We start from the raw sequence: 20,728 nt of genomic DNA on the forward strand, positions 1-20,728 counted from the left end.
CCTATCCCCTTATTTCCGCCAGTATTGACTGTTCCAGGCGGATATGCCGCTTCACATAATCAAAAGAACTTCTTCCGGGCTTGATCTGTCCTTCAAACTCTGATACGACATAACCGTCATAATCTTCCTCATCTAAAACTCTCAGGATTTTGTCGTAAGGAATCGTAGCTTCGCTTCCGTCATCCAGAATCTCGAAGAATTTACCGTGCATATGCGGGCAATACTTCATGATTTTTCTTAACCCATCAAAGTCAGGATTCTTCGAGAACTGCATATATCCATACATGGATTCAAACAAGTTCATTTCAGATGGTGTCGCATTTTTAGCTGACAAGATCTGACGGCCTTCCTCTCTTGATACTCCGTCATAGCGAAGCTGTGTTGCTAATTCTACAATTTTTCTGTCCGCACCGTTTTCAATGGCTCTGTTTAAGTCTGCCTTATTCGGCCTGTCTGCAAAGATTCCAAAATCAGGCACAAATCCCAGATATGCGGAGCCCGTCTCCTCAAACATATTGTAGTACTCCGTCATGATATGGCTGGAAGGCGTCTCCGGGTTATGGATCTCAATCGTGAGTTTTACTCCATAGAATTCGGCATATTTAGCTGCTCTCTGCATGACCCTTGGGGAGATTAAAAACTGTGATTTAAGTACCGGACACTCCAGTTTGTTTGCATTCTGAAGATCTTGTATTACGACAGCAAGCATCTCTTCATCCGTCAGATTCCTGTCTTTTCTCTTGCCGCGGTCCATATTACCGCTGACCGCAACCAGCTTTACGCCATAATCCTGAGCATATCTCCTGATTTCACCTGCATATGCATCACTGACATACGGATACTCCGGAAACATTGAGGTCGCAACAATCTCCATTCCGTCGCACCCTAATTCTGCTATATGCCGCACCATATCCTCCAGAGTCGCTTTATCGTCAACCCATTCTGCCACATAGGAATGCGTTGTAACACCTAATTTTATATTACTCATCTTTATACCATCCTTTCTGACTTAAGCAATTGTATCTTCGAGAATCATGATCTTTTCATCACAGCTGTCCACCGGTGTATACCTATCTTCGGCCCCTGGCTGGGGAAGATACGGATTGCGAAGCATAAGTGTCAGCTTAACCCGGTGCTCTCCAGCCTTCAGCCCGCCTTCCTTTCTGATTTTAATGGTCGCCGGATCTTTAATGCTCCAAAATTCGTAATATGCTTCTTTTAACTGATTCGGCATAAACTCTTTTCCATTGATACAGAACCGTATGGACTCTTCCTCTATTTTTTCATGATCCACTTCAACAGCAAGTTCATCAATGACTGATAAATAATGGCCCCGGTAGTATGCCAGCCTTAAGTCAAACTGATAACCCGCCTTTCTTTTGTTTTCATAATAATTTTTTAAGGTACCGTCTCTTAATGTTTCTGTTAATTTGACTCTCATTACAAATCCCATGATTTGTCCTCCTGTTCTATTCATTACATTCCCTTCTTAATTGCCTTCCTGTACAGCTGCCGCCCGGATCTCTTCCTGGCTGCTTTTGTTCTTAACAAACAGCAATGCCAGTACAGCAATTACAATACTTCCAATTCCGGCCATGATAAAGCGGCTGCCGGCATCCGGTCCAATCATTGAGGATGCCAGATTGACTACGACCGGCGAAAATGCCTGTCCGAGATTGATGATCGCAGACAGAAAAGCAAGGGAAAAAGTCAGTGTACTCGGCGTGCTCATCTCGGATACGTGGAAGTTGGCCGTGGACGCAAACATGCAGAAGCCCACACCTGTTATAAATGCCCCCATGCAAATCAATACGACACTATTCCCAAGAAATCCTGTCAGAAGTCCTGCCGCACCCAGTGCATAAGCCGCAGCAATCGTCTTCCTTTTTAACTTCACAACAATTTTCCCAACAAAAAATCCTGTAACCAGCCCTGCTATGGTATAACAAGTCGTGATGTAACTGGACTCTACCGCGCCTCCCAAAGATCTCTCTGCCACGAGCACAGCTGCATTATTATTGAATACATTGATGCAGACATAGAACACAAATCCTGTCAATGCGATCATCCACACCTGCTTTGACATACGTCTGCTTTGCTTGATCTGTCCGCTTTCCTCTTCCTGATCCAAATGTCCTTTAGGCAGCAGAATACATTCCAGAATAATAATCGGTATCAGGATCAAATATGCCAGAAAAGCATGATACCATACGGATGCTCCTAACCGGCCGCCCAGCAGTGAACTTACGGTTCCCCCGATTGAAATAAATGCAGCATATAGCCCAAGCATCCCGCCTCTTTCCGCGCCTTCGAAAAACTCGCAAATCAGTGCTGTCAGCGCGGTCATAGCGATCCCCATGCCAACACCGATGATACAGGAGCATGCCAGAATGACCTGTGCATTAAAATGGAAGAAATAGGGGAGTATGCCTCCGACCAAATAACAACACGTACCAAAAATAATCAATGTCTTTTTTAAAAAGCGTTTTGCCAGTCTGGCTGCAACCAGCCCCAGCGGGATAGAAATCAATGATGGAATAGAAATTATCATCTGGATCAGGGATACGCTGGTATCCGGAAACTCCTGAACCATCGCTGCTATAACCGCTGCCGGCGCCAAAAATGTCATCATTCCCATAGCTGACAGCAGCAGCGATACCTTTGCCTTCATTTTATCACTCATGCTTGATTCTCCTTTTCATTTTTCAGATTCATGAACCTTTTAGCTATCGATAACTATACTATAGTGATATTTAAAGTGAATTACAAAGGAGAACTTGTTGTACAGAAACGACAAGTTTGTGGTTTTATCTTATGTTCATATATTGCTAAATAACTGTTTTTTATCTATAATGTAACTTGAATTCACTGTAACGGCAAAGGAGGAGGGGAACCATGGACCACATTCATGATGTAAATGAATACGAAAGAATCCCGCATACACAGGTAAGCAATGTCAACTTCTTTCTGATTAATCTGACCTACCGTCCCCCTCACATGCACCATGACTTTGAGCTCGTGCAGGTTATTGAAGGAGGCCTTCATGTCAAGACACTCACAGAAGAATTCGACCTCGGTCCCGGTGAGATAGCATTATTTAACCCGGATGAATTCCATACATTACATAGCAGACAGAGTGACTGCATCCTTTTGACAATCCAGGCAGACCCTTCTTTTTGCGCCGCGCATTACCCTGCAATCCAAAATATACGTTTTAATACCAGCAATGTCACTTCCATCACTCCATTTGCTGAAGCCCTGGATATCATCCATACTTGTTTTAACCTTGGCTATAACTACTGTTTTAGAGCGCCTGGTTTTGAGCTTCGTTGTGTCAGCGACCTGTACCGGTTATTCTGGTACTTTACAGCATTTGTGCCATACCATATGCTGAAAGATACAGAAATCGTCAACGCCAGGAACAAGGACCGCAGGCTGACACGAATCATAACCTATATCCACCAGCGCTATAGGGAAAAAATAACACTTTCGGAACTTGCAGAAAAAGAAGGCTTGTCGATAACATATCTGTCCCATTTTTTTAAAGACGCTATGAAAATGTCCTTTCAGGAATATGTGAATTCTTTACGATTTGAGCACGCAGTACTTCTGTTGAAAAAAACAGATATGAATATTACAGATATTTGTCTGGAAAGTGGATTCTCTGACAGTAAATATTTGAATAAGCGGTTTCAGCAGGCATATAACATGACGCTGAAAGAATTCAGAAAAAAGACATCTCTTATGGCGCCGATTGAAGAATACAGCCAGGACGGAAAAATGGAACAATACATTTATACTCCACAGCAGGGGCTGCAAATCATGAGGAAGCATCACTATTTTGATTGTGATCACCCGAAAGTATAGTACACATAAAAAAATAACCGGTTATTTATATTTAACAACTCAGGTTTTATAAAATATCACGAACCATGCAGGGGACGCCGCTCCCACATGGTTCGTGATATTTTTCTTCTTCATTTCCGGATATGTACTCGGCCATAGCAACGCATGCGTCGTTTAAAAATGATAGACACTTACTGCTTGTTCCATATCTACGCAGGTGATACTGAAAATATGCCGCAGAATCTATATCCACGGCATATTTACATTCTTTATACGACTGCCTCAATCAAAATCTTATCCTTTACAAACACTTCGTGTACGCCAACTTGTTTGTTCTTGTTAAAGTTAAAGCTAATCATATATCCCTTATTTTTTTGGTAATCATCCAGATACACTGCTAATTGTTCTTCTCCCCGGCGGTTGTATTCCTCTCCATGCCAGATTTTCATCTCTACAATAGACTGCTCCCCACGGTAATCAACTATCACATCTGTACGCCGCATCCCTCTTGTCCTGGATTCAATATAATAGTTCCCTACTCCATTGATGATCGGTCTGAGATAAAGCAGAAAATACTTTCTTCCCTCCTCTTCCAAAAAAGTTTCATCACTGTCAGCGTATAGTTCTGTAAAATGCGCTACGAACTTTTCCAGTATGAGCCGCATGTTCAGATGACCGCCGATGATAAACTGGTTCTTATCCTTTAGGGATGCTTTATAAATATCTTTATCATGCATTTCATTTGCAGATAAGTAATAATTATAGAGTAACGTATCAAATATCCTGTTCGCCGGCTCTACCATGCCATCTCTGTTTTTCACAAACCCAAACATAGACGCAATCTCAATCGCCGGGTTCAAGGCATTATAAGCAATTCCCCTTCCAGAGAACAGTAACGCGTATAGCATTTCATCCATTTCCGGGTAATCTGACAGCTTATTAATCAATGATTCAAATAGTGTATTTTTCTCCTGCAGCAATAGCCTTTCAGCTTCCAGAAATCCAGATTTTGTCCAAGCAGACTGCTTGTCTGGGCAGACCTCGCTGTTAGCAATCCTTTCGTCGATAATCTTGCAAAGACGGGAAACCAGATAAGGATAACCTGATGTATAATCAAAAATCATTTTAGCCATCCCCATTATATCCATGCCAGTATGCCAATCGTCTTCATATTCTTGCAACATCCCTGCAATCTCGTCGGTCGAAAGACTCATGTCTACATTAAAATCAGCAGCAATATTCCAAGGGCTGTTATACTGCCTTTCACTTTCACTGCGCATTTTTAGCTTTAAGTTTTTAATATCATGTACCCCGGCTAAAATCACTGAATGAAAAGTAGGTCTGTCGGTCCTTTTCAGGTACTTATTCCTTAACATTCCTAGAAAATCTAAAAAAATAGGCTTTCCGCTCGCATAGTCTACCTCGTCAATAATCAAAACCATTGGGCGAACACTCTCCTTGCAAATCTGTGAAATCACATTTGAAAATTCTCTTAAGGAAAGTTGTTTATCTCCGTTTGCATACTCTGCCAGCATCTGATAGATTTCTTGCGGAACTCCCTTGGTTTCTCCATAATCAATCGTCTCACATAAAAGACCGCTAAATTCCTTGCAGAAATTAGAGTCCTCTTTATAGGCAAAATCCCCCATTCCCTCGAAACTTAAGGAAAACACTATATACTCTTCTGAAAGCATCTGCACCAGCTGCCGGATCGTCGTCGTTTTTCCATACTGTCTTGCTCTGTTGATGGTAAAATACTTGCCCGCATCCACAAGCATTTTGATCTCATTCAGCTGCCTGTTGACATTGACCATATAATGCAATTCTGGCAGGCAGACACCTTCTGTATTAAAACATTTCACCATCATACACACCTCCATCCTTTCATCGAATTATACCAAACCTTTGTCCATTTATACTTAACAGAAAACTCTATATATTCCCCGTCTCCCTGAATTTCTTCTTTTATTATACGTTATCCCATGTTAATGCACAATCTTTAGTTCACTCCATTCTTCGCTATAAATGTTTTCTTCCCGACATTAACATTTTCATGTTTCCAGGTTACAATTCAGGTCATACCATGTCCATGTGTAAGGTATCTGTACAGGTTTCAGAGCATAAAATCATATGCATGTGGACAGAGAGACAGAACGTAGCCAACAGGCTACGTCCTGAACCTAGAAACAACTTTTTTCAGATAATCCAGAAATCCCGCTTTTTTCACATTCTGAGATACAATAACATCTACTTTCCCGATCTCTTTCCCGTCCAGTTCATAAACCAGACTTCCTGCCTTATCCCCCTTCTTCACCGGAGCATCCAGGCTTTTCTTTATTTTCAGCTTTTTTGTAATCCCTGCCATGTTTGCTCCGCTGGTGTCAAGATAACTAAAACTGCCCGCATACTCACAGGGTACCGTCTCTTTTACACCGCCCTCTACCTTTATATCTTTCAGCTTTTCCGGTTTCTCATCCTTATAAACCTGGCATTTTCCGAATCCATAGTTCAGCAGCGTGGTCGCATCCTTAAACCTGGCCTTGGAATCCTCTGCCGCCATGATGACCGCGATCATTTCAATATCGTTCTTCTTTGCAGTTGCTGATACGCAGAATTTGGCAAGACCCGTAGATCCCGTCTTAAGACCAGTCGCATATTCATACTGTCTTACCAGCTTGTTTGTGTTGGTAAGCCCGAATTCTGTGGTTCCTTTTTTCGTTGTGTGCGTGATATTCTCCATCCAAATCATGCAGTAATCATGAATCTGCGGGTATTTTGTGATCATCTCCCTGGACATCAGGGCGATATCTCTTGCCGTTGTCACGTGCCCATCCACATCCAGGCCGTTGCAGTTGACAAAATGGGTGTTCTCCATTCCCAGCCCCTTTGCCCGCTCATTCATCTGTTTAACAAATTCTTCTTCATTTCCGGATATGTACTCGGCCATAGCAACACACGCATCATTCGCGCTGGCCACGGAAATACATTTCAGCATCGTATCTACTGTCTGTGTTTCCCCGGGCTCCAGGAATACCTGCGAACCGCCCATGGATGCCGCAAACTCAGAGGTTGTCACCTGATCTTCCAGCTTGATTTTTCCATCGGCCAAAGCATCGAAAATCAAAAGCATGGTCATAATCTTTGTTACACTTGCAGGAGGACGGGCTGTGTCCGCATCCTTCTCAAAGATGACCTCTCCGGTGGACGCCTCCATAAGAATTGCAGACGGCGCGCTTACCTCCGGACCGGCAGTTTGTGTGTCAGCCGCCTCCCCCTCTGTACCGCCTGTATCTTCCGAAACGGTTTCCTGGCTTTCTTCCGCCGCCGTATCGCTGTTCTCCGTGTTTTCTGTGCCCTGCTGCGTATCCTCCTGCACTTCTTCTGTATTTTCCTGTAATTCTGCAGTGTCTTCATAGACAATATACTCTTTTGCCGGCATTGCATATGCATTCTGTACACAAAGTAGTGCGCTTAATAATACCGCCAGTGCTGCTTTCATATAAAACTCCCTCTGCTATATCGTCTATTACCAATATAGTAGAGGGAGGGTAAGTTTAGAACAACTAAACCGCAGAATAAGCTGTTTCTTCTGCATTTCTAGACGTAAACGGCATACTTCACGACACCGTTTCTTTTATTCTCAAAAATATCATATGCCTTTATAATATAATCCAGCGTGGTTCTGTGGGTGATCATACATTCTGTGTCCAGCCTGCCATTCTCAATCAGGCGCAGGATATCCTCGCAATTCGCGGCATCCACTCCACCTGTTTTAAAGGTAAGGTTCTTTCCGTACATCTTTGGCAGCGGAAGTACCTGATCCTCTTCGTACATTGCAACAATTCCTACAACCGCATTTGGTCTTGCAATCATCCATGCCATCTCAAAGGTCTCCCTGCTTCCTGCCACCTCGAGGACGGAATCCGCTCCCCGCCCGTCTGTCAGTTCTTTTATGGCCTTTATCACATCATCTCTCAGTGGATTTAAGGTGACATCGGCGATCTTATGCTGTCTTAGCAGGTCCAGCCTTTGGTCATCCGTATCAATCCCTATAATCTTAGCAGGATTATACAGTCCGACACACTTCATAACCGCAATCCCTGCAGGACCTGCCCCGATCACTGCAACGGTATCGGAAAGCTTGATATCCCCCATCTTAGCCGCCCAGTAACCTGTTGAGAGCAGATCACCTGTAAATAGTGCGGCTTCGTCTGAAACGGTATCCGGGATCCTTGTAAGACCGTTATCGGCAAAAGGAATCCTGACATATTCCGCCTGCCCTCCGTCGATTCGGCAGCCCAGGGCCCATCCCCCATATTTATCCGTACAATTATTGACATATCCGTGGCGGCAGAAATAGCATTTTCCGCAGAACGTTTCTACATTAACGGCAACACGGTCCCCCGGGCGTATTTTTTTAACCGCTCTTCCTATTCGGATCACTTCTCCCACAAATTCATGGCCCAGTACGATGTTCTCCTTTGCCCGCGGAACAGCCCCATGCTTGATATGTATGTCGCTGGAACAGATGGTTGTCACCGTCACCTTTACAATTGCGTCTGTGTCCTTTTGAATCTCAGGCAAAGGACGTTCTTCCAGACTTATGATTCCGTTTCCCTTATAAACAACTGCTTTCATAGCCAAACCTCCGTTTCAAACTTTCCTTACAGCATCAGGAAAAAAGTTTCCAGACCAAATCTTTCCTCATCATCCAACAGTTCTTCCAGTTTTTTCTTATTAAAATCCGAATGCTCAATCTCCCGGGCATAACGGCGGGCCGATTCTTCCACATCCGCAAGGCTGTCTCTTCCCTGCTTCCTGACCCAGACTGATCTGGACATCTCACGGATCATCAGCGTGCCGAACAAGGAAAACTTCATCTTTACATAAGCATTCCCGTCATATACAGCCCCGCAAAAATACGTGAATACAAAATAAATCATCAGCTGTTCCCACACCGTATCATATTCCCCCGCTTTGCCGGATATTTCAAGAATGCCTTCCTCCTTGTACCCCGGTTCAATATGGCTTCGTTCTTCGTATCCGTGCGCCTGGGCTAACACAATTTCTTTGCTTTGATGCAAAAAAGCTCTCCAGTCATCCCGAAGCACTTCCAGACCATCGAATACCAAAAATGCCTCCCTGTACACGCAGGCACGCCTCTCTCCTTTCTTTTGGCCGGCTTCCTCTGTTTTTTTATGAAACCACTCTGCCGCGCCAGGCTTTTCATACCGTTGGAGCAGACTATCGATTTCAAACAATGCCTCTTTATCTATCCGCTGCTGCAAATCATGGGCCAGTGCAAGTACCATGGCCATCCGTACCTCCATATGAATACTGCGTCTCTGCAGAATCCGAAATATAACCTCTCTGGCATCCATCAACTTAGTAAACAGCAGAAAATCAAAATCCTGATACTCCTCTCCTCTGATCCCCCTTTTTTCATGATGAATAAAATGCACAGGCTCCTGACAATTCAAAATCAAATGTGCGGCGGCCGGGCAGGACAGGGACAGGGAAATCTCCCGAAGTCCCTCGAATTCCTCCACATGCCTCGGATACAACCTGCATGTCCTGCAGAACATCCCGCTTCCCCCTTCCAGAAAAAGATCACACAGATTTTCCTCATTCAAAAATGCGCAGCGCCCCTTATACTGACGGAAGCTCTCGTTTTTCCAGTCGATCTCATTGTGAAGGCGGTTTCCAAGGATTCCTTTTTTCCTCCTGTACTTTTTTAATGACTTTTGATCAATTGCAATCTGCCAGCCTGCGCAGCAAGTATCCGGACATTGATCTGCAGTACAATGAAACTCCCTATAATAATGTGGCGCCGTATACTGCATGCTTTCCTCTCCTTCTCTTAAAACGGAAGCCGGATCTGCGGATTCTTCCATGACTTCACCGCCCGTTTTTTAACAATATCATCCGCTCCTATGCTGCCGCAAAGCAGCGGCGAACTGACAGCAAACCTCTCCCTGCAGGACTTAAGAACAGTCCCGCTGTAATTGGCATAACAATACCTGCACCCATTCATGCATGTATTGTAAGCCCCAATGTCGATGCTCTCCATACAGCCGCATCCCGGCCTCTGGCCCTTGTCCCGTACGGCGTTAAGTTCACATCCGGCAAGTTCCTCTATGAGGCTATTATCAATGCATGCCCCATGTTCTATGCCCGTCCTGCCAAATTCCATCTCTTCCGCGCATGCCGCCATGCGCATTCCATACCGGCCCGCCGTTTCTGCAAGCTGTCCTGCTAACCGTTCCAGTTCTCCCGCCTCTGTTTTTTTCAGCTTCAAAATATCCGCATTTTGCCTGGTGTTTTTATAGGTGTCAATAAAACTCACAACAACCTTCTCCGTACACCCCTGCAGATTCCCAGCGATTTTTTCAAAAGCCTCCAGGTGGAAACGGGCTGTATAATAAGGATTCAGCAAAATCGGATCATACCGCCATATCATCCGTTTCCTGCCAATCCGCCCAGCCAGCTTCTGAAACACCTCTATCAAAGCCGCCTTATCAGGAAGTCCCGGCTCAATATCTTTTCCGTATCCTGTCAAAGTAAACTGGAAATAATATAAATATTCATCCAATCTGCTCAATTCTGCAATCAAAGGTTCGGGATTTTTCGTCCAGAATACAATACAGTCAGTCACCTCCGGCGTGATCGCAATCTCGCTGATCTGATGCGGCCGGAATGGATTACGCACGCAGACAGTGCCTTCTTCCACGCGTTTATAAAACCAATCCGGATAACAGCACGGAATATCGGTTCTCCGGCTGACACTCAATATCATAAAAATCCCTCATTCCCATATTTTCTTTTAATAGTATACCATTATCCTGCTCAGATTTACAGGTATGAAGTCAAAAAACTAACACATACTAAATTTAAATTCCCTCATGAAAGGAGGTTTGTTAATGATAAATAATGAAGAACTGCCGATCGGTTTTACCATGGCACTGGCACAGCACTCCGATGCCCTGAATCACTTTTCCCATCTATCAGATGCTGAACAAAAGCAGGTGATTGATGAAGCAAGACAGAAACACAGCCGGGAAGAAATGCGGAACTACGTAGAAAATATGTTCCAGTAATCGGAATATAGCGACGAGCTTTAGCCTCGGCGCGGATGGGGACGCTCCATGAAGGGATAGCCGAAAGCCGCCCTGGGAATATACCTGCCCTTTCAAAAATGCGGCCGCGGGCCTAAGTAATTCCAGGTGGGAACCAGCCATGAAAATGGGGTACAGCTGACACATCACGGGAAATCCGATGATTTCCCGCGCTGGGTCAGCTGATTCTTTGATTCGGTGATCAAAGAATCCCCCATTTTCACAGCTGTTTCCCACCAGGAATTTCTAAGGCCCGCTCTGAGCGTTTTTGAAAGGGCAGGTATATTCCCAGGGTGGCTTTCGGCTATCCCATCATGGAGCTGGTGCATCCAGCCGGCAGGAAAAGACCCGTCTCTAATGTAGGGCCTCGAACGGGGCCAGCGTATGGGATGGAATTGGTGCTTCGTTTATATCAACGTAAGTTTTTGAGCGCTTTTTACCCGTGAGTATATAGGTCGAAGCTTTAAAATCCACTCAATAAAATGCATGATACACATAGCCAATTCCATCCGCCGCCCCCGTCTCGGGCTCCCAACCTGGGAACGAGTTCTTTACTCCCGGTCGGATGAACCAGCCAAGCGGACTGTAAGCGGCAAGCCCTCCGGCCTGTATGGTCGGTTTAAAACGCCTTATAGCGGACGAATAGAAGCTCTTAGAGAGCCAGAGGCACTCGGAAGGGATGAAAATTGATTCTCCAAAATCAATTTTCAATCCGGCCTGTGCTGAAAAAATATCAATTTTTTCAGCGCATGCCGGATGTGCCCTTCCGGGTGCCTCTGGGTCTCTTAGAGATTCTTCGTTAAGCGGTCAGGATTTTAAACCGACCCTACAGGCCGGAGGGCTTGCCGCTTACAGTTCGCTTGGCGTCCCCCCATCCGCGCCGAGACTGAAGCTCGTCGCTGAATCCCGATCTTGATTTTTTTGTGATCCTATCGTAATATTAATTGTGGGAGAATAAATAATGAAACAGGAATAAGGAGGAAACGATGGAAACCCGTACATACTATGACATTCTCGGAGTATCCAGAGAGGCAACCCTTGAAGAAATTACCAGCGCGAAAAATGCATTGGCAAAAGTATACCATCCGGATGCCAATATGCATAATGACATAGACACCACAGGCTACATGCAGGAGATACTGGAAGCATACCGGACACTCGCCAACCCGGACAGGCGCAGTAAGTACAATCGAAAACTGGTTGGAAAGCCCAACAGGGTATTCCGCACATATACGGTGGGAAAGCCCGAGGAAGAGAGCGCGGATTCTTCCGCATCCTTTGTAACATACTGGAATGCGGCCTGCCGCCTGAATGAGATCGTCTCACAGAGCGGGAGTCTGATGGAACTTCACTCAAAAAAAGAAGCACTGCCTCTTAAAATTTTCAAAAGATTAGGTAAAAAAGATAAATACGAGATAGAACTTACCGAGCAGCTTAGTTCTCTGTCCATGCAGGCCATCCAATACATCTCCATCCTGAGATCGGCAGAGATCCCCATGAGCTACTGGCAGAGCGATGCCATGAACTGGGTCCTGGTTCGCTGGGGCCAAAAACAGCACATGGATTACCACATCCTGTTCGACAAATACGACGCTTACGTAGAACAAAATAGAACAAGCACAGAAAAACTAAAACTCCGTTCCCAATACAAACAGTTTCAAAACACCCTCAAAAAACTCTTAAGCTACGCAGTTGCTTAATCAAAAAGTTTTAAAGGAAAACATACGCCTCTCCCGTCAGTGCCGCCAAAGGGATGGGGTTTTGTCCCGCCTTGATGAGCCCAGCCGCCGAAACCGGACATAGGGAGGTTTGGAGGCGTAGTTATGGCTGTTAGTCGGAGTAAAGTAAAAAAGCAGGAAACCCAGGGCAACCTGGACCCAGCGCGCGAAGCCCTGATGAGGGCTTCGGGTGATGTGTCCAGGTTGCCCTGGGTTTCCTGCTTTTTTACTTTACTCCGGCTTACAGCCATAACCCCGTCTCCAAACCTCCCTATGTCCGGTTCCGGCGGCGTCCCCCACAAGCCGATCCCCCCTCACTCCTCCACGACTCTCCCCCGCAGGCGCAGGTAGTATATTCTGAGTTTTCCCAACAAGGATGTGAGGTACCGCAGCACGGGTTCTGTAGCTATTGAGAATACAATAAACAGCATAACGCATTTTGTGGACATACCGGTTATAGCAAACAGGTTGTTCAGGAAGATACTGCAGAACAGAAGTCCTATTATGCTGCCCGCTACTACGATTGTACGCATGATGTTCATCGGCGCGCTGATCTTATAAAGAATCATAAACCCGACGATCGCCAGCAGCATCGTTGCGGCTGTGGATATGTCTTTTGAATTCACGCCAAATGTCTGCCCGAATACGACCAGCGCCCCCACTGCAAGTACATCTGTCAGCGCAGCGGGCAGGGCTTTCAGGAATACATTTGTCAGGAAATGCCCCTTGATGATGTTCTTGTTCGGCTCCAGCGCCAGGAAGAACGCAGGCACTCCGATTGTAAACATGCTGATCAGAGATATCTGCGACGGTTCCAGCGGATATGTGATCATAAATACAACAGAGAACAAAGACAGCAGGAAGGAAAATATATTCTTTACCAGAAACAGACTGGCTGACCGCTGGATATTGTTTACGACCCTCCGGCCCTCCAGAACGACCTGGGGCATACAGGAGAAATCTGATTCCAGCAATACAAGCTGTGATGCCTGGGCTGCGGCTTCGCTTCCGGAAGCCATCGCTATACTGCAGTCTGCATCCTTGAGTGCAAGCACATCATTGACACCGTCCCCCGTCATCGCAACCGTTTTCCCGGCCTCTTTCAGAATCTGGACGAACTGCCGTTTTTGATTCGGTGTTACCCTGCCGAATACGGTATTCCCAAGCACTGCCTTACGGACATCCTCATCCGATGTAAGAGCGGAAGCATCTACATAGTTCTCCGCATTGGCAATGCCGGCCTTTTTGGCCACCTCCGATACCGTCACGGGGTTGTCTCCCGAAATAACCTTAACCTCAACGCCCTGCTCTGCAAAATAGGTAAATGTCTCTTTTGCCTCTTTGCGAATCGGATTTGCCAGGAGAATATATCCTAATGGGGTAATTCCCTGTTCCAAAGCCTTCCCGTCAATCTCACCGTCATAAAGGCCAAATACCAGGACTCTGGCGCCTTGTGAAGCATATCCGGTAATTTCTTCCTCATAGGTTTCATACTTGTCCTTCAATACGAATTCGGGCGCTCCCAGCACGTAAACCTCATCCTCAAAAGTGACGCTGCTATATTTTGTGGCAGAAGAAAACCCGGTTTTGCTCAGCGGCTTTTTACCCGATGCGTTCTGAAAATATTCTTTCATGGCCGCCATTGTAATATTGTCCTGATCCATCGCCGCCGCAAAGTCTCCGATCAGCATGCTCAACGGCTGCATCTCTTTCTCATCGTAACCGTCCGCAGGAATCACTTCCTGCACCTTCATCGTATTTTCCGTAATCGTTCCTGTCTTATCTACACAGAGCACATTTACCCGGGCCAGTGTCTCGATACATTTCATATCATGAAGCAGTACTTTTTTCTGGGCAAGCCGCACCGAGCTGACCGCCAGCGCCACGCTCGCCAGCAGATAGAGCCCCTCCGGGATCATGCCGATAATTGCAGCAACCATGGAAGTGATACTGGACTGAAAGCCTTCATTCTGAAAGAAAAATGCCTGGACAAACAGTACAATTCCAATCGGTATGATCGCAATACCCACGCATTTTACCAGTTTATCCAGAGAGCGGATCATCTCTGACTGCTCTCCTTCCTGCATTTCCTTCGCTTCCATTGTCAGTTTTGAAATATAGGAATCCATGCCGACCTTTTCCAGCCTTGCATGGCACTGTCCGGACACAACGAAGCTTCCTGACATCAGCTCGTCGCCTTTCTTCTTCACGATCTCATCGGATTCTCCGGTCAGCAGCGATTCGTTCACCTGTACCTCCCCGGCACAGACTTCCGCATCTGCACATATCTGGCTGCCCGCCTTGAAGATAACGATATCATCAAGCACCAGCTCTTCCGCGTCAATCACAGACTTCTGTCCATCCCGCACAACAGTTGCGTGGGGCGCATTCAGCATCGTCAGGTCATCCAGCACCTTCTTTGCCCGCACCTCCTGTACAATACCAATCAAGGTATTCAGTATAATGACCGGAAGAAATGTGAGATCACGGAAAGACCCAGCTATACATAAAAGAATAGCAAGAATTACAAATATCAGGTTAAAGTACGTAAATACATTGCTGTGGATGATTTCCTTCGTTGTCTTGGCCGGCGGATCCACCGCCGTGTTCGTCCAGCCATGCAGACGGTGTTCCTGCACCTGCTGGTTCGTCAGCCCCTGACGGTACTCGGGGCGGTACCTGGTTGTCGGAATCCTCCTGTCTTTTTTCTCCTCAATCACCTGTTGTCTGCTTTTTTTCTGCATGTATCTTATTCCACCTCATTCTCAGATTCTATATCTTCGGTATTTTCCAGTTTTAGTCATTTCCATTCTATCACACTGAAAATGAATTTCCAGAGGCTTCATTAAATCTTTATAATTTCTTTCGTTAAAAACCGAATGTCCCACAAAATATAGTTCTATGCCGTTACTGTGTACGCCCGTATGATGCGAACAGTAACAACCTGTACCTGCAAAATACCGAAATCCTTTCAAATTCCTTGTTTTCTGTATCCGTTTCTATTATAATAGTACAAGTATTTCAAGAAAAGGATAAGAGTTGATATAAAATTATGAGAATAAGAAGCATACTCGCAATTAAATGTGCTAAATGCACCAGCTATCTGATTAAAAAACTGAATAGAGGAAGCGGCGTTACCCTGCCGGGCTATGTTGCACGGATCATTGATCCCCGCATCTTATCCGCCATGGCGGAAATGGTGAGAGAAAAAACGATTGTAACCATGGGAACGAACGGCAAAACAACGACAAACAGTATTCTGTATCATGCATTAAAAGCAGAAGGGAAAAAAGTGATTATTAACCGTACCGGAGCCAATATGCTCAACGGAATTATTTCTGCCTTTGTACTTGCAACTGACAAGCACTGCAGGCTGGATGCAGATTATGCCTGTATTGAAGTGGATGAGATCGCTTCCGTCCGCGTGCTCCCCCAACTGAAACCAGACTGTGCTCTGCTGACAAATATTTCCAGGGACCAGCTGGATCGATTCGGCGAAGTTGACATCACTTTCCATAAGCTGAAGACAGCCGTCACCAGCGTACCGGACACAAAACTGATCATCAACTGTGATGATGTCCTGTCCTATACCCTTGCCGCTGAAAGTGAGAATCCGTTTATCACTTACGGCATCAGTGAGCAGATATTTGACGATATTTCCCGTTCCGAGATCCGGGAGAGCATCTTCTGCCGTTCCTGCGGCAAGAAGCTGGAATATGACTTCTTCCATTATGGACAGCTGGGTATCTACCACTGCCCCAGCTGCGGCTTAGAACGTCCGGAGCCCGATTTCACGGCCTCTGAAATCGAACTGCACGATGAGCTTTATACATTTCATATGGACGGAATGGACATCCGTTCAACCGCACGCACACCATACAACATTTACAATACACTGTCCGCGTACGCGGCGCTCAATGCACTTGAGGCAGACAGGACCCATTTCCAGGAAATGATCGAAACCTTTGACTACGGGAATAACCGCGAAAGTATTTTCTCGATCAACGGCGCCAGGGTTCAACTCCATCTTGCAAAGAACCCCATTGGTTTTCAGCAGAAGATTTCTCTTGTATTAAAGGATAAAAAGCCGAAAGACATTATCATTCAGATCAACGACACCTATCAGGACGGAGAAGATATCTCCTGGCTCTGGGATGTAGACTTTCAATATCTGGCCGACGCACAGGCCGCCACTATTACTACCACCGGCACACGCCGCCATGATATGGGGCTCCGGTTAAAATATGAGGACATTCCCTGTGATTCCACCACAAATCTGCGTGCAACGGTTCAGGAACGCACGGAAAACGGAACCGGCAATCTTTATGTCATCGTAAATTATTCCGGCCTTTACAGTACAAACCATATGCTGACTGAATTAGAAAAAGCCGGGAAAGGAGGCGCCACAGCATGAAACTGACAATCGGACATTTATACCCTGATCTTTTGAATCTGTACGGTGACCGCGGCAATATCCAATGTTTCCGTAAGCGGCTGGAATGGCGCGGAATAGAAGCCGAGGTGATCCCCTTTCTATCCGGGGACGCCATTGATTTTTCAAAACTGGACATTATCCTGCTCGGAGGCGGTTCAGACCGTGAACAGGAACTGGTCTGCGGCCAGCTTCAGAATATTAAGCAGGATTTTAAGGACTACGTAGAGAACGATGGTGTAGTACTTGCAGTCTGCGGAGGTTATCAGCTGTTAGGTAAATATTACAAAACAGATAAAAAAAACATAGAGGGCCTGTCCATCCTGGACATCACAACAGAGTGGGAACCTGAACGGCTAATCCGCAACATCGTCCTGAACAGCCCCCTCTTCGATACCCCTGTTGTAGGATTTGAAAACCATGGCGGGCGTACTCACATAGGAAACCACACCCCCTTCGGCAAAGTCTTCTATGGTCTGGGCAACACCGGCAAATCCGGTTACGAAGGAGTCGTTTACAAAAACGTAATAGGAACTTACCTTCACGGCCCCCTTCTCCCCAAGAACCCTCACGTCTGCGATTATCTGCTTGCAAAGGCGCTGAAACGAAAATACGGGGAAGATATTCCACTGGACCCGCTGACGGACAAGCTGGAACATCTGGCAAACAGTTACATCACAGACCGTTACAGCGATAAAAAATATATCCTCAAAGAAACCATAAAAAGACACACCTAATCAAAGAAAACCGGGGCTGCCCTGTCTCATCACGAGAAGCCATAAATGCTTCCCACGATGTGTCCAGGCTGCCCCGGTTTTCTTTTGTTTTGCTTTCCTTTAGCTTACTCCCGTAACCCGCTCACGCCCATACTTATTTCCGGCTGCAGCGGCGTACTTTCTCATCGTACCTTCCGTTTCCGCACCGCCTCCTTGACAGCTTTTATCAACTGAATTACCGGCAGGTTAACTGCCGCCAGCCCGTATACGGTAAAGAGCTGTCCCAGGGTCAATGACTGTACTTTAAACACGTTTTGAAGGCCAGGTATAACCATAACGCCAGTAATTAATACTAGTCCCAGCAAAAAGGCCCCAATCAGGTAGATGTTATTGAATACCCTTTTTGTAAATACGACCGGCCGGTCTGCCTTACAGTTAAAGCCGTGTACAAGTCTCGCAGTGCACAGTGTGCCAAAAGCCATCGTGCTTGCCAGTACGGAGTTGCCCGTGCGGTATCCGATCAGAAAAGCAATCATTGTTGTAATCCCTATGCACAGGCCTTCTGTTCCGATCTTAGTCAGGAAATCCCTGGTTAATATGGACTCATTCATGGGCCTTGGCTTTTCATCCATCACATCTTTTGAATGCGGTTCCAGCCCCAGTGCAATTGCCGGCAGACTGTCTGTCAGCAGATTGATGAACAGCAGGTGCACTGGTGCAAAAGGAACCGGCAGTCCGGCAATGGATGCGTACAGCACCGCCAGAATAGCTCCGAAGTTCCCTGATAGCAGGAATTGAATGGAACTCTTAATATTCCGGTAGACATTCCTGCCATTCTCAACCGCCTTAACAATCGTTGCAAAATTATCGTCTGTCAGAACCATGGAGGCTGCATCCTTTGATACTTCACTGCCCGTGATTCCCATGGCAACACCGATATCCGCCTGCTTCAGGGCTGGCGCATCATTAACGCCGTCGCCTGTCATGGATACGATATTCCCCTTTTCCTGCCACGCCCTGACAATTCTGATCTTATGTTCAGGAGATACGCGTGCATAAACAGAAATACCTTCCACAAAATCTTTCAATTCTTCGTCAGACATACTGTCTATCTCTGCGCCTTCACATGCCTCTGATTCATTTTCCAAAATACCGATCCTCTTGGCAATGGCTGCCGCTGTCACCTTGTGATCTCCCGTAATCATGATCGGACGAATCCCGGCTCCCCTGCATTCGGCTACCGCCGCCTTTGATTCCTCACGCGGAGGGTCCATCATGGCAATCAGTCCTACAAACGTCAGATTGTCTTCATCTTCCAGAGTCAATTCCTGGTTCTCCCCGATTTCTTTATATGCAAATGCAAGTACACGCAGGCCGCCCCTGGAGAATTCCTGATTCTGGGCTTCAATTTTTCTGCGGTCTTCCTGTTCAAATTTTCTGACTTCATCCTGGATCTGAATCGACTCCATCCGATTGAGCAGTACATCCACAGCGCCCTTAACAATCATAACATGCTTCCCGTCTATCGTATGTTTTGTTGCCATAAGCTTTCTGTCACTGTCAAAAGGATTTTCGCTTTCACGGGGATACTTTTCCCTCACATCCTGTGCGTATACGCCCAGACGGCTTCCCAGATTAATCAGGGCTGTTTCCGTTGGGTCCCCTATCTCGACACCGTCTACATTTGTAGAATCATTGCAGAGTATACTGCACAGCAGCAGCTTACTGTGTGCCGGACGATTAATATCGATCTCACTTGCAGGTACCCGCGTTTCGTTCACATAGTAATCTTCCACAGTCATTTTATTCTGTGTCAGTGTTCCTGTCTTATCGGAACAGATAATTGACACGCTGCCCAGTCCTTCCACCGCCTGAAGCTTTCGGATGATCGCATGCTCTTTTGCCATCTTCTGTGTACCGAAAGAAAGCACAATTGTAACGATAGAGCTCAGCGCCTCCGGTATCGCAGCAACTGCCAGCGCCACAGCGAAGAGGAAGGCATCACCGATATTGCCGCCCCGCAGGACGTTAATACCAAATAGGATTGCGCAGAATATCAGGATAATAATGGACAGTTTCTGTCCGAACTGATCCAGATTTATCTGAAGAGGGGTACGTTTTTCAGAAGTCGTCTTGAGCAGGCTCGCAATCTTTCCGACCTCGGTTTCCATACCGATCCCGGTTACAAGAAATGAACCGCGGCCGTATGTCACGAAGCTGCCCGAGTACACCATATTAATTCTGTCGCCCAGAGGAACCTCCCCCTCAATCGCGGCAGTATTTTTATCCACTCCAAGGCTTTCTCCCGTCAGAGCGCTCTCATCTACTTTTAAACTCGCGCTCTCCAGAAGCCGACCGTCAGCAGGAATATAATCACCTGCATCCAACATGACAATATCCCCTACCGTTACTTCTGTAGAGGGAATCGGCACGATATTGCCGCCGCGCAGTACCTTTGCCTCCGGTCCCGAAAGCTTTTTCAGACTGTTGAGAGACTGTTCCGCTTTTACAGTCTGTACTGTTCCCAGAATCGCATTAATCGTAATAACGATCAAAATAACTACCGCGCTCTCGGCGTCTCCCAGAAAGCCTGAGACAATTGCTGCCACGATCAGAATGATAACAAGGAAATCCTTAAACTGTTCCAGAAATATCTGTACTGTCGTCTTTTTCTTACCTTCTACCAGCTCATTTGGGCCGTACTTTTCCTGATGCTTTTTCACTTCTTCTGCAGTCAGCGGCTCCATAGTTCCATTGATCCTCTGTTTCGTTTCCTCTGCAGAAACCTGGTAAAATTCTTTCATGTATGATCCTCCATTTCTTTATACAATATGGAGCCTTTTCCATTCAATGGGACAAAAAAAGAGACTCCTATTGCATATTATGTAATGCAATAAAAGT

The 20,728-nt window shown here is 46.1% G+C and carries 15 protein-coding genes; 5 read left to right on the forward strand and 10 right to left on the reverse strand.

Translation table 11 applies throughout. From position 1 onward, the window contains the following. Window position 1: 1 nt before the first annotated feature. Genes BN1938_RS21065 through BN1938_RS21075 form a run of 3 tightly spaced genes read right to left on the reverse strand, consistent with a single transcriptional unit; the run spans window position 2 to window position 2,683 of the window. The gene (locus BN1938_RS21065) at window positions 2-988 is read right to left on the reverse strand and encodes a sugar phosphate isomerase/epimerase family protein (RefSeq protein ID WP_050642375.1); all 987 of its coding nucleotides are present in this window, start codon (window positions 986-988) and stop codon (window positions 2-4) included. 21 nt (window positions 989-1,009) lie between these two features. Next, window positions 1,010-1,453 (reverse strand): C-glycoside deglycosidase beta subunit domain-containing protein, encoded by a 444-nt coding sequence (locus BN1938_RS21070; protein WP_050642376.1) that lies wholly within the window; start codon window positions 1,451-1,453, stop codon window positions 1,010-1,012. A gap of 36 nt (window positions 1,454-1,489) precedes the next feature. Continuing rightward, on the reverse strand, window positions 1,490-2,683 hold the full coding sequence (locus BN1938_RS21075) for an MFS transporter (protein WP_050642377.1): 1,194 nt from the start codon (window positions 2,681-2,683) through the stop codon (window positions 1,490-1,492). A gap of 212 nt (window positions 2,684-2,895) precedes the next feature. On the opposite strand from BN1938_RS21075, the gene BN1938_RS21080 reads away from it, so the two are divergent. Beyond that, window positions 2,896-3,867 carry a helix-turn-helix transcriptional regulator gene (locus BN1938_RS21080; protein ID WP_050642378.1) on the forward strand — a complete coding sequence of 324 codons (972 nt, stop codon included), beginning with the start codon at window positions 2,896-2,898 and terminating at the stop codon, window positions 3,865-3,867. 248 nt (window positions 3,868-4,115) lie between these two features. On the opposite strand, the gene BN1938_RS21085 is transcribed toward BN1938_RS21080, so the two are convergent. The 5 genes from BN1938_RS21085 to BN1938_RS21105 form a co-directional block, all read right to left on the reverse strand. Continuing rightward, window positions 4,116-5,714 (reverse strand): AAA-like domain-containing protein, encoded by a 1,599-nt coding sequence (locus BN1938_RS21085; RefSeq protein ID WP_330581601.1) that lies wholly within the window; start codon window positions 5,712-5,714, stop codon window positions 4,116-4,118. A 299-nt stretch (window positions 5,715-6,013) separates the two neighbouring features. Then, window positions 6,014-7,345, reverse strand: coding sequence for a D-alanyl-D-alanine carboxypeptidase family protein (locus BN1938_RS21090; protein ID WP_050642380.1), 1,332 nt, complete (start codon window positions 7,343-7,345; stop codon window positions 6,014-6,016). A 98-nt stretch (window positions 7,346-7,443) separates the two neighbouring features. Then, complete coding sequence (locus BN1938_RS21095; RefSeq protein WP_050642381.1) at window positions 7,444-8,484, reverse strand: alcohol dehydrogenase; 1,041 nt, start codon at window positions 8,482-8,484, stop codon at window positions 7,444-7,446. A 26-nt stretch (window positions 8,485-8,510) separates the two neighbouring features. Further along, window positions 8,511-9,740, reverse strand: a complete 1,230-nt coding sequence (gene fliB, locus BN1938_RS21100) for a flagellin lysine-N-methylase (protein WP_242843899.1) — start codon at window positions 9,738-9,740, stop codon at window positions 8,511-8,513. Beyond that, window positions 9,707-10,642 (reverse strand): DUF1848 domain-containing protein, encoded by a 936-nt coding sequence (locus BN1938_RS21105; RefSeq protein ID WP_050642382.1) that lies wholly within the window; start codon window positions 10,640-10,642, stop codon window positions 9,707-9,709. The genes fliB and BN1938_RS21105 overlap by 34 nt, the downstream gene beginning before the upstream one ends. 124 nt (window positions 10,643-10,766) lie before the next feature. Here BN1938_RS21105 and BN1938_RS23765 point away from each other — a divergent pair, with 124 nt between their 5' ends. Then, a complete protein-coding gene (locus tag BN1938_RS23765; RefSeq protein ID WP_167702523.1) occupies window positions 10,767-10,943 on the forward strand; it encodes a hypothetical protein in 177 nt (58 codons plus the stop codon). A 1,004-nt stretch (window positions 10,944-11,947) separates the two neighbouring features. Continuing rightward, a complete protein-coding gene (locus BN1938_RS21110) occupies window positions 11,948-12,661 on the forward strand; it encodes a J domain-containing protein (RefSeq protein WP_050642383.1) in 714 nt (237 codons plus the stop codon). A gap of 332 nt (window positions 12,662-12,993) precedes the next feature. Here the strand turns inward: BN1938_RS21110 and BN1938_RS21120 are convergent, their stop codons facing one another. Beyond that, complete coding sequence (locus BN1938_RS21120; RefSeq protein WP_050642385.1) at window positions 12,994-15,423, reverse strand: cation-translocating P-type ATPase; 2,430 nt, start codon at window positions 15,421-15,423, stop codon at window positions 12,994-12,996. 308 nt (window positions 15,424-15,731) lie between these two features. Between BN1938_RS21120 and BN1938_RS21125 the strand changes: the two genes are divergently transcribed. After that, window positions 15,732-17,093 carry a Mur ligase family protein gene (locus tag BN1938_RS21125; protein WP_050642386.1) on the forward strand — a complete coding sequence of 454 codons (1,362 nt, stop codon included), beginning with the start codon at window positions 15,732-15,734 and terminating at the stop codon, window positions 17,091-17,093. Continuing rightward, window positions 17,090-17,848 (forward strand): type 1 glutamine amidotransferase, encoded by a 759-nt coding sequence (locus BN1938_RS21130; protein WP_050642387.1) that lies wholly within the window; start codon window positions 17,090-17,092, stop codon window positions 17,846-17,848. The genes BN1938_RS21125 and BN1938_RS21130 overlap by 4 nt, the downstream gene beginning before the upstream one ends. A 161-nt stretch (window positions 17,849-18,009) precedes the next feature. Here the strand turns inward: BN1938_RS21130 and BN1938_RS21135 are convergent, their stop codons facing one another. Continuing rightward, window positions 18,010-20,631, reverse strand: a complete 2,622-nt coding sequence (locus tag BN1938_RS21135) for a cation-translocating P-type ATPase (RefSeq protein ID WP_050642388.1) — start codon at window positions 20,629-20,631, stop codon at window positions 18,010-18,012. Window positions 20,632-20,728: the final 97 nt, after the last annotated feature.

The sequence above is a fragment of the Eubacterium sp. SB2 genome (assembly GCF_001244405.1).
Taxonomy (GTDB): domain Bacteria; phylum Bacillota; class Clostridia; order Lachnospirales; family Lachnospiraceae; genus Faecalicatena; species Faecalicatena contortus_B.

What these genes read in the sequence shown, in the direction of transcription:
- BN1938_RS21095 (WP_050642381.1), bottom strand. Translation starts at nt 8,484, where the DNA reads ATGAAAGCAGTTGTTTATAAGGGAAACGGAATCATAAGTCTGGAAGAA.
- BN1938_RS21105 (WP_050642382.1), bottom strand. Translation starts at nt 10,642, where the DNA reads ATGATATTGAGTGTCAGCCGGAGAACCGATATTCCGTGCTGTTATCCG.
- BN1938_RS21070 (WP_050642376.1), bottom strand. Translation starts at nt 1,453, where the DNA reads ATGGGATTTGTAATGAGAGTCAAATTAACAGAAACATTAAGAGACGGT.
- BN1938_RS21125 (WP_050642386.1), top strand. Translation starts at nt 15,732, where the DNA reads ATGAGAATAAGAAGCATACTCGCAATTAAATGTGCTAAATGCACCAGC.
- BN1938_RS21085 (WP_330581601.1), bottom strand. Translation starts at nt 5,714, where the DNA reads ATGATGGTGAAATGTTTTAATACAGAAGGTGTCTGCCTGCCAGAATTG.
- BN1938_RS21075 (WP_050642377.1), bottom strand. Translation starts at nt 2,683, where the DNA reads ATGAGTGATAAAATGAAGGCAAAGGTATCGCTGCTGCTGTCAGCTATG.
- BN1938_RS21130 (WP_050642387.1), top strand. Translation starts at nt 17,090, where the DNA reads ATGAAACTGACAATCGGACATTTATACCCTGATCTTTTGAATCTGTAC.
- BN1938_RS21120 (WP_050642385.1), bottom strand. Translation starts at nt 15,423, where the DNA reads ATGCAGAAAAAAAGCAGACAACAGGTGATTGAGGAGAAAAAAGACAGG.
- fliB (WP_242843899.1), bottom strand. Translation starts at nt 9,740, where the DNA reads ATGGAAGAATCCGCAGATCCGGCTTCCGTTTTAAGAGAAGGAGAGGAA.
- BN1938_RS21110 (WP_050642383.1), top strand. Translation starts at nt 11,948, where the DNA reads ATGGAAACCCGTACATACTATGACATTCTCGGAGTATCCAGAGAGGCA.
- BN1938_RS21135 (WP_050642388.1), bottom strand. Translation starts at nt 20,631, where the DNA reads ATGAAAGAATTTTACCAGGTTTCTGCAGAGGAAACGAAACAGAGGATC.
- BN1938_RS23765 (WP_167702523.1), top strand. Translation starts at nt 10,767, where the DNA reads ATGATAAATAATGAAGAACTGCCGATCGGTTTTACCATGGCACTGGCA.
- BN1938_RS21090 (WP_050642380.1), bottom strand. Translation starts at nt 7,345, where the DNA reads ATGAAAGCAGCACTGGCGGTATTATTAAGCGCACTACTTTGTGTACAG.
- BN1938_RS21080 (WP_050642378.1), top strand. Translation starts at nt 2,896, where the DNA reads ATGGACCACATTCATGATGTAAATGAATACGAAAGAATCCCGCATACA.
- BN1938_RS21065 (WP_050642375.1), bottom strand. Translation starts at nt 988, where the DNA reads ATGAGTAATATAAAATTAGGTGTTACAACGCATTCCTATGTGGCAGAA.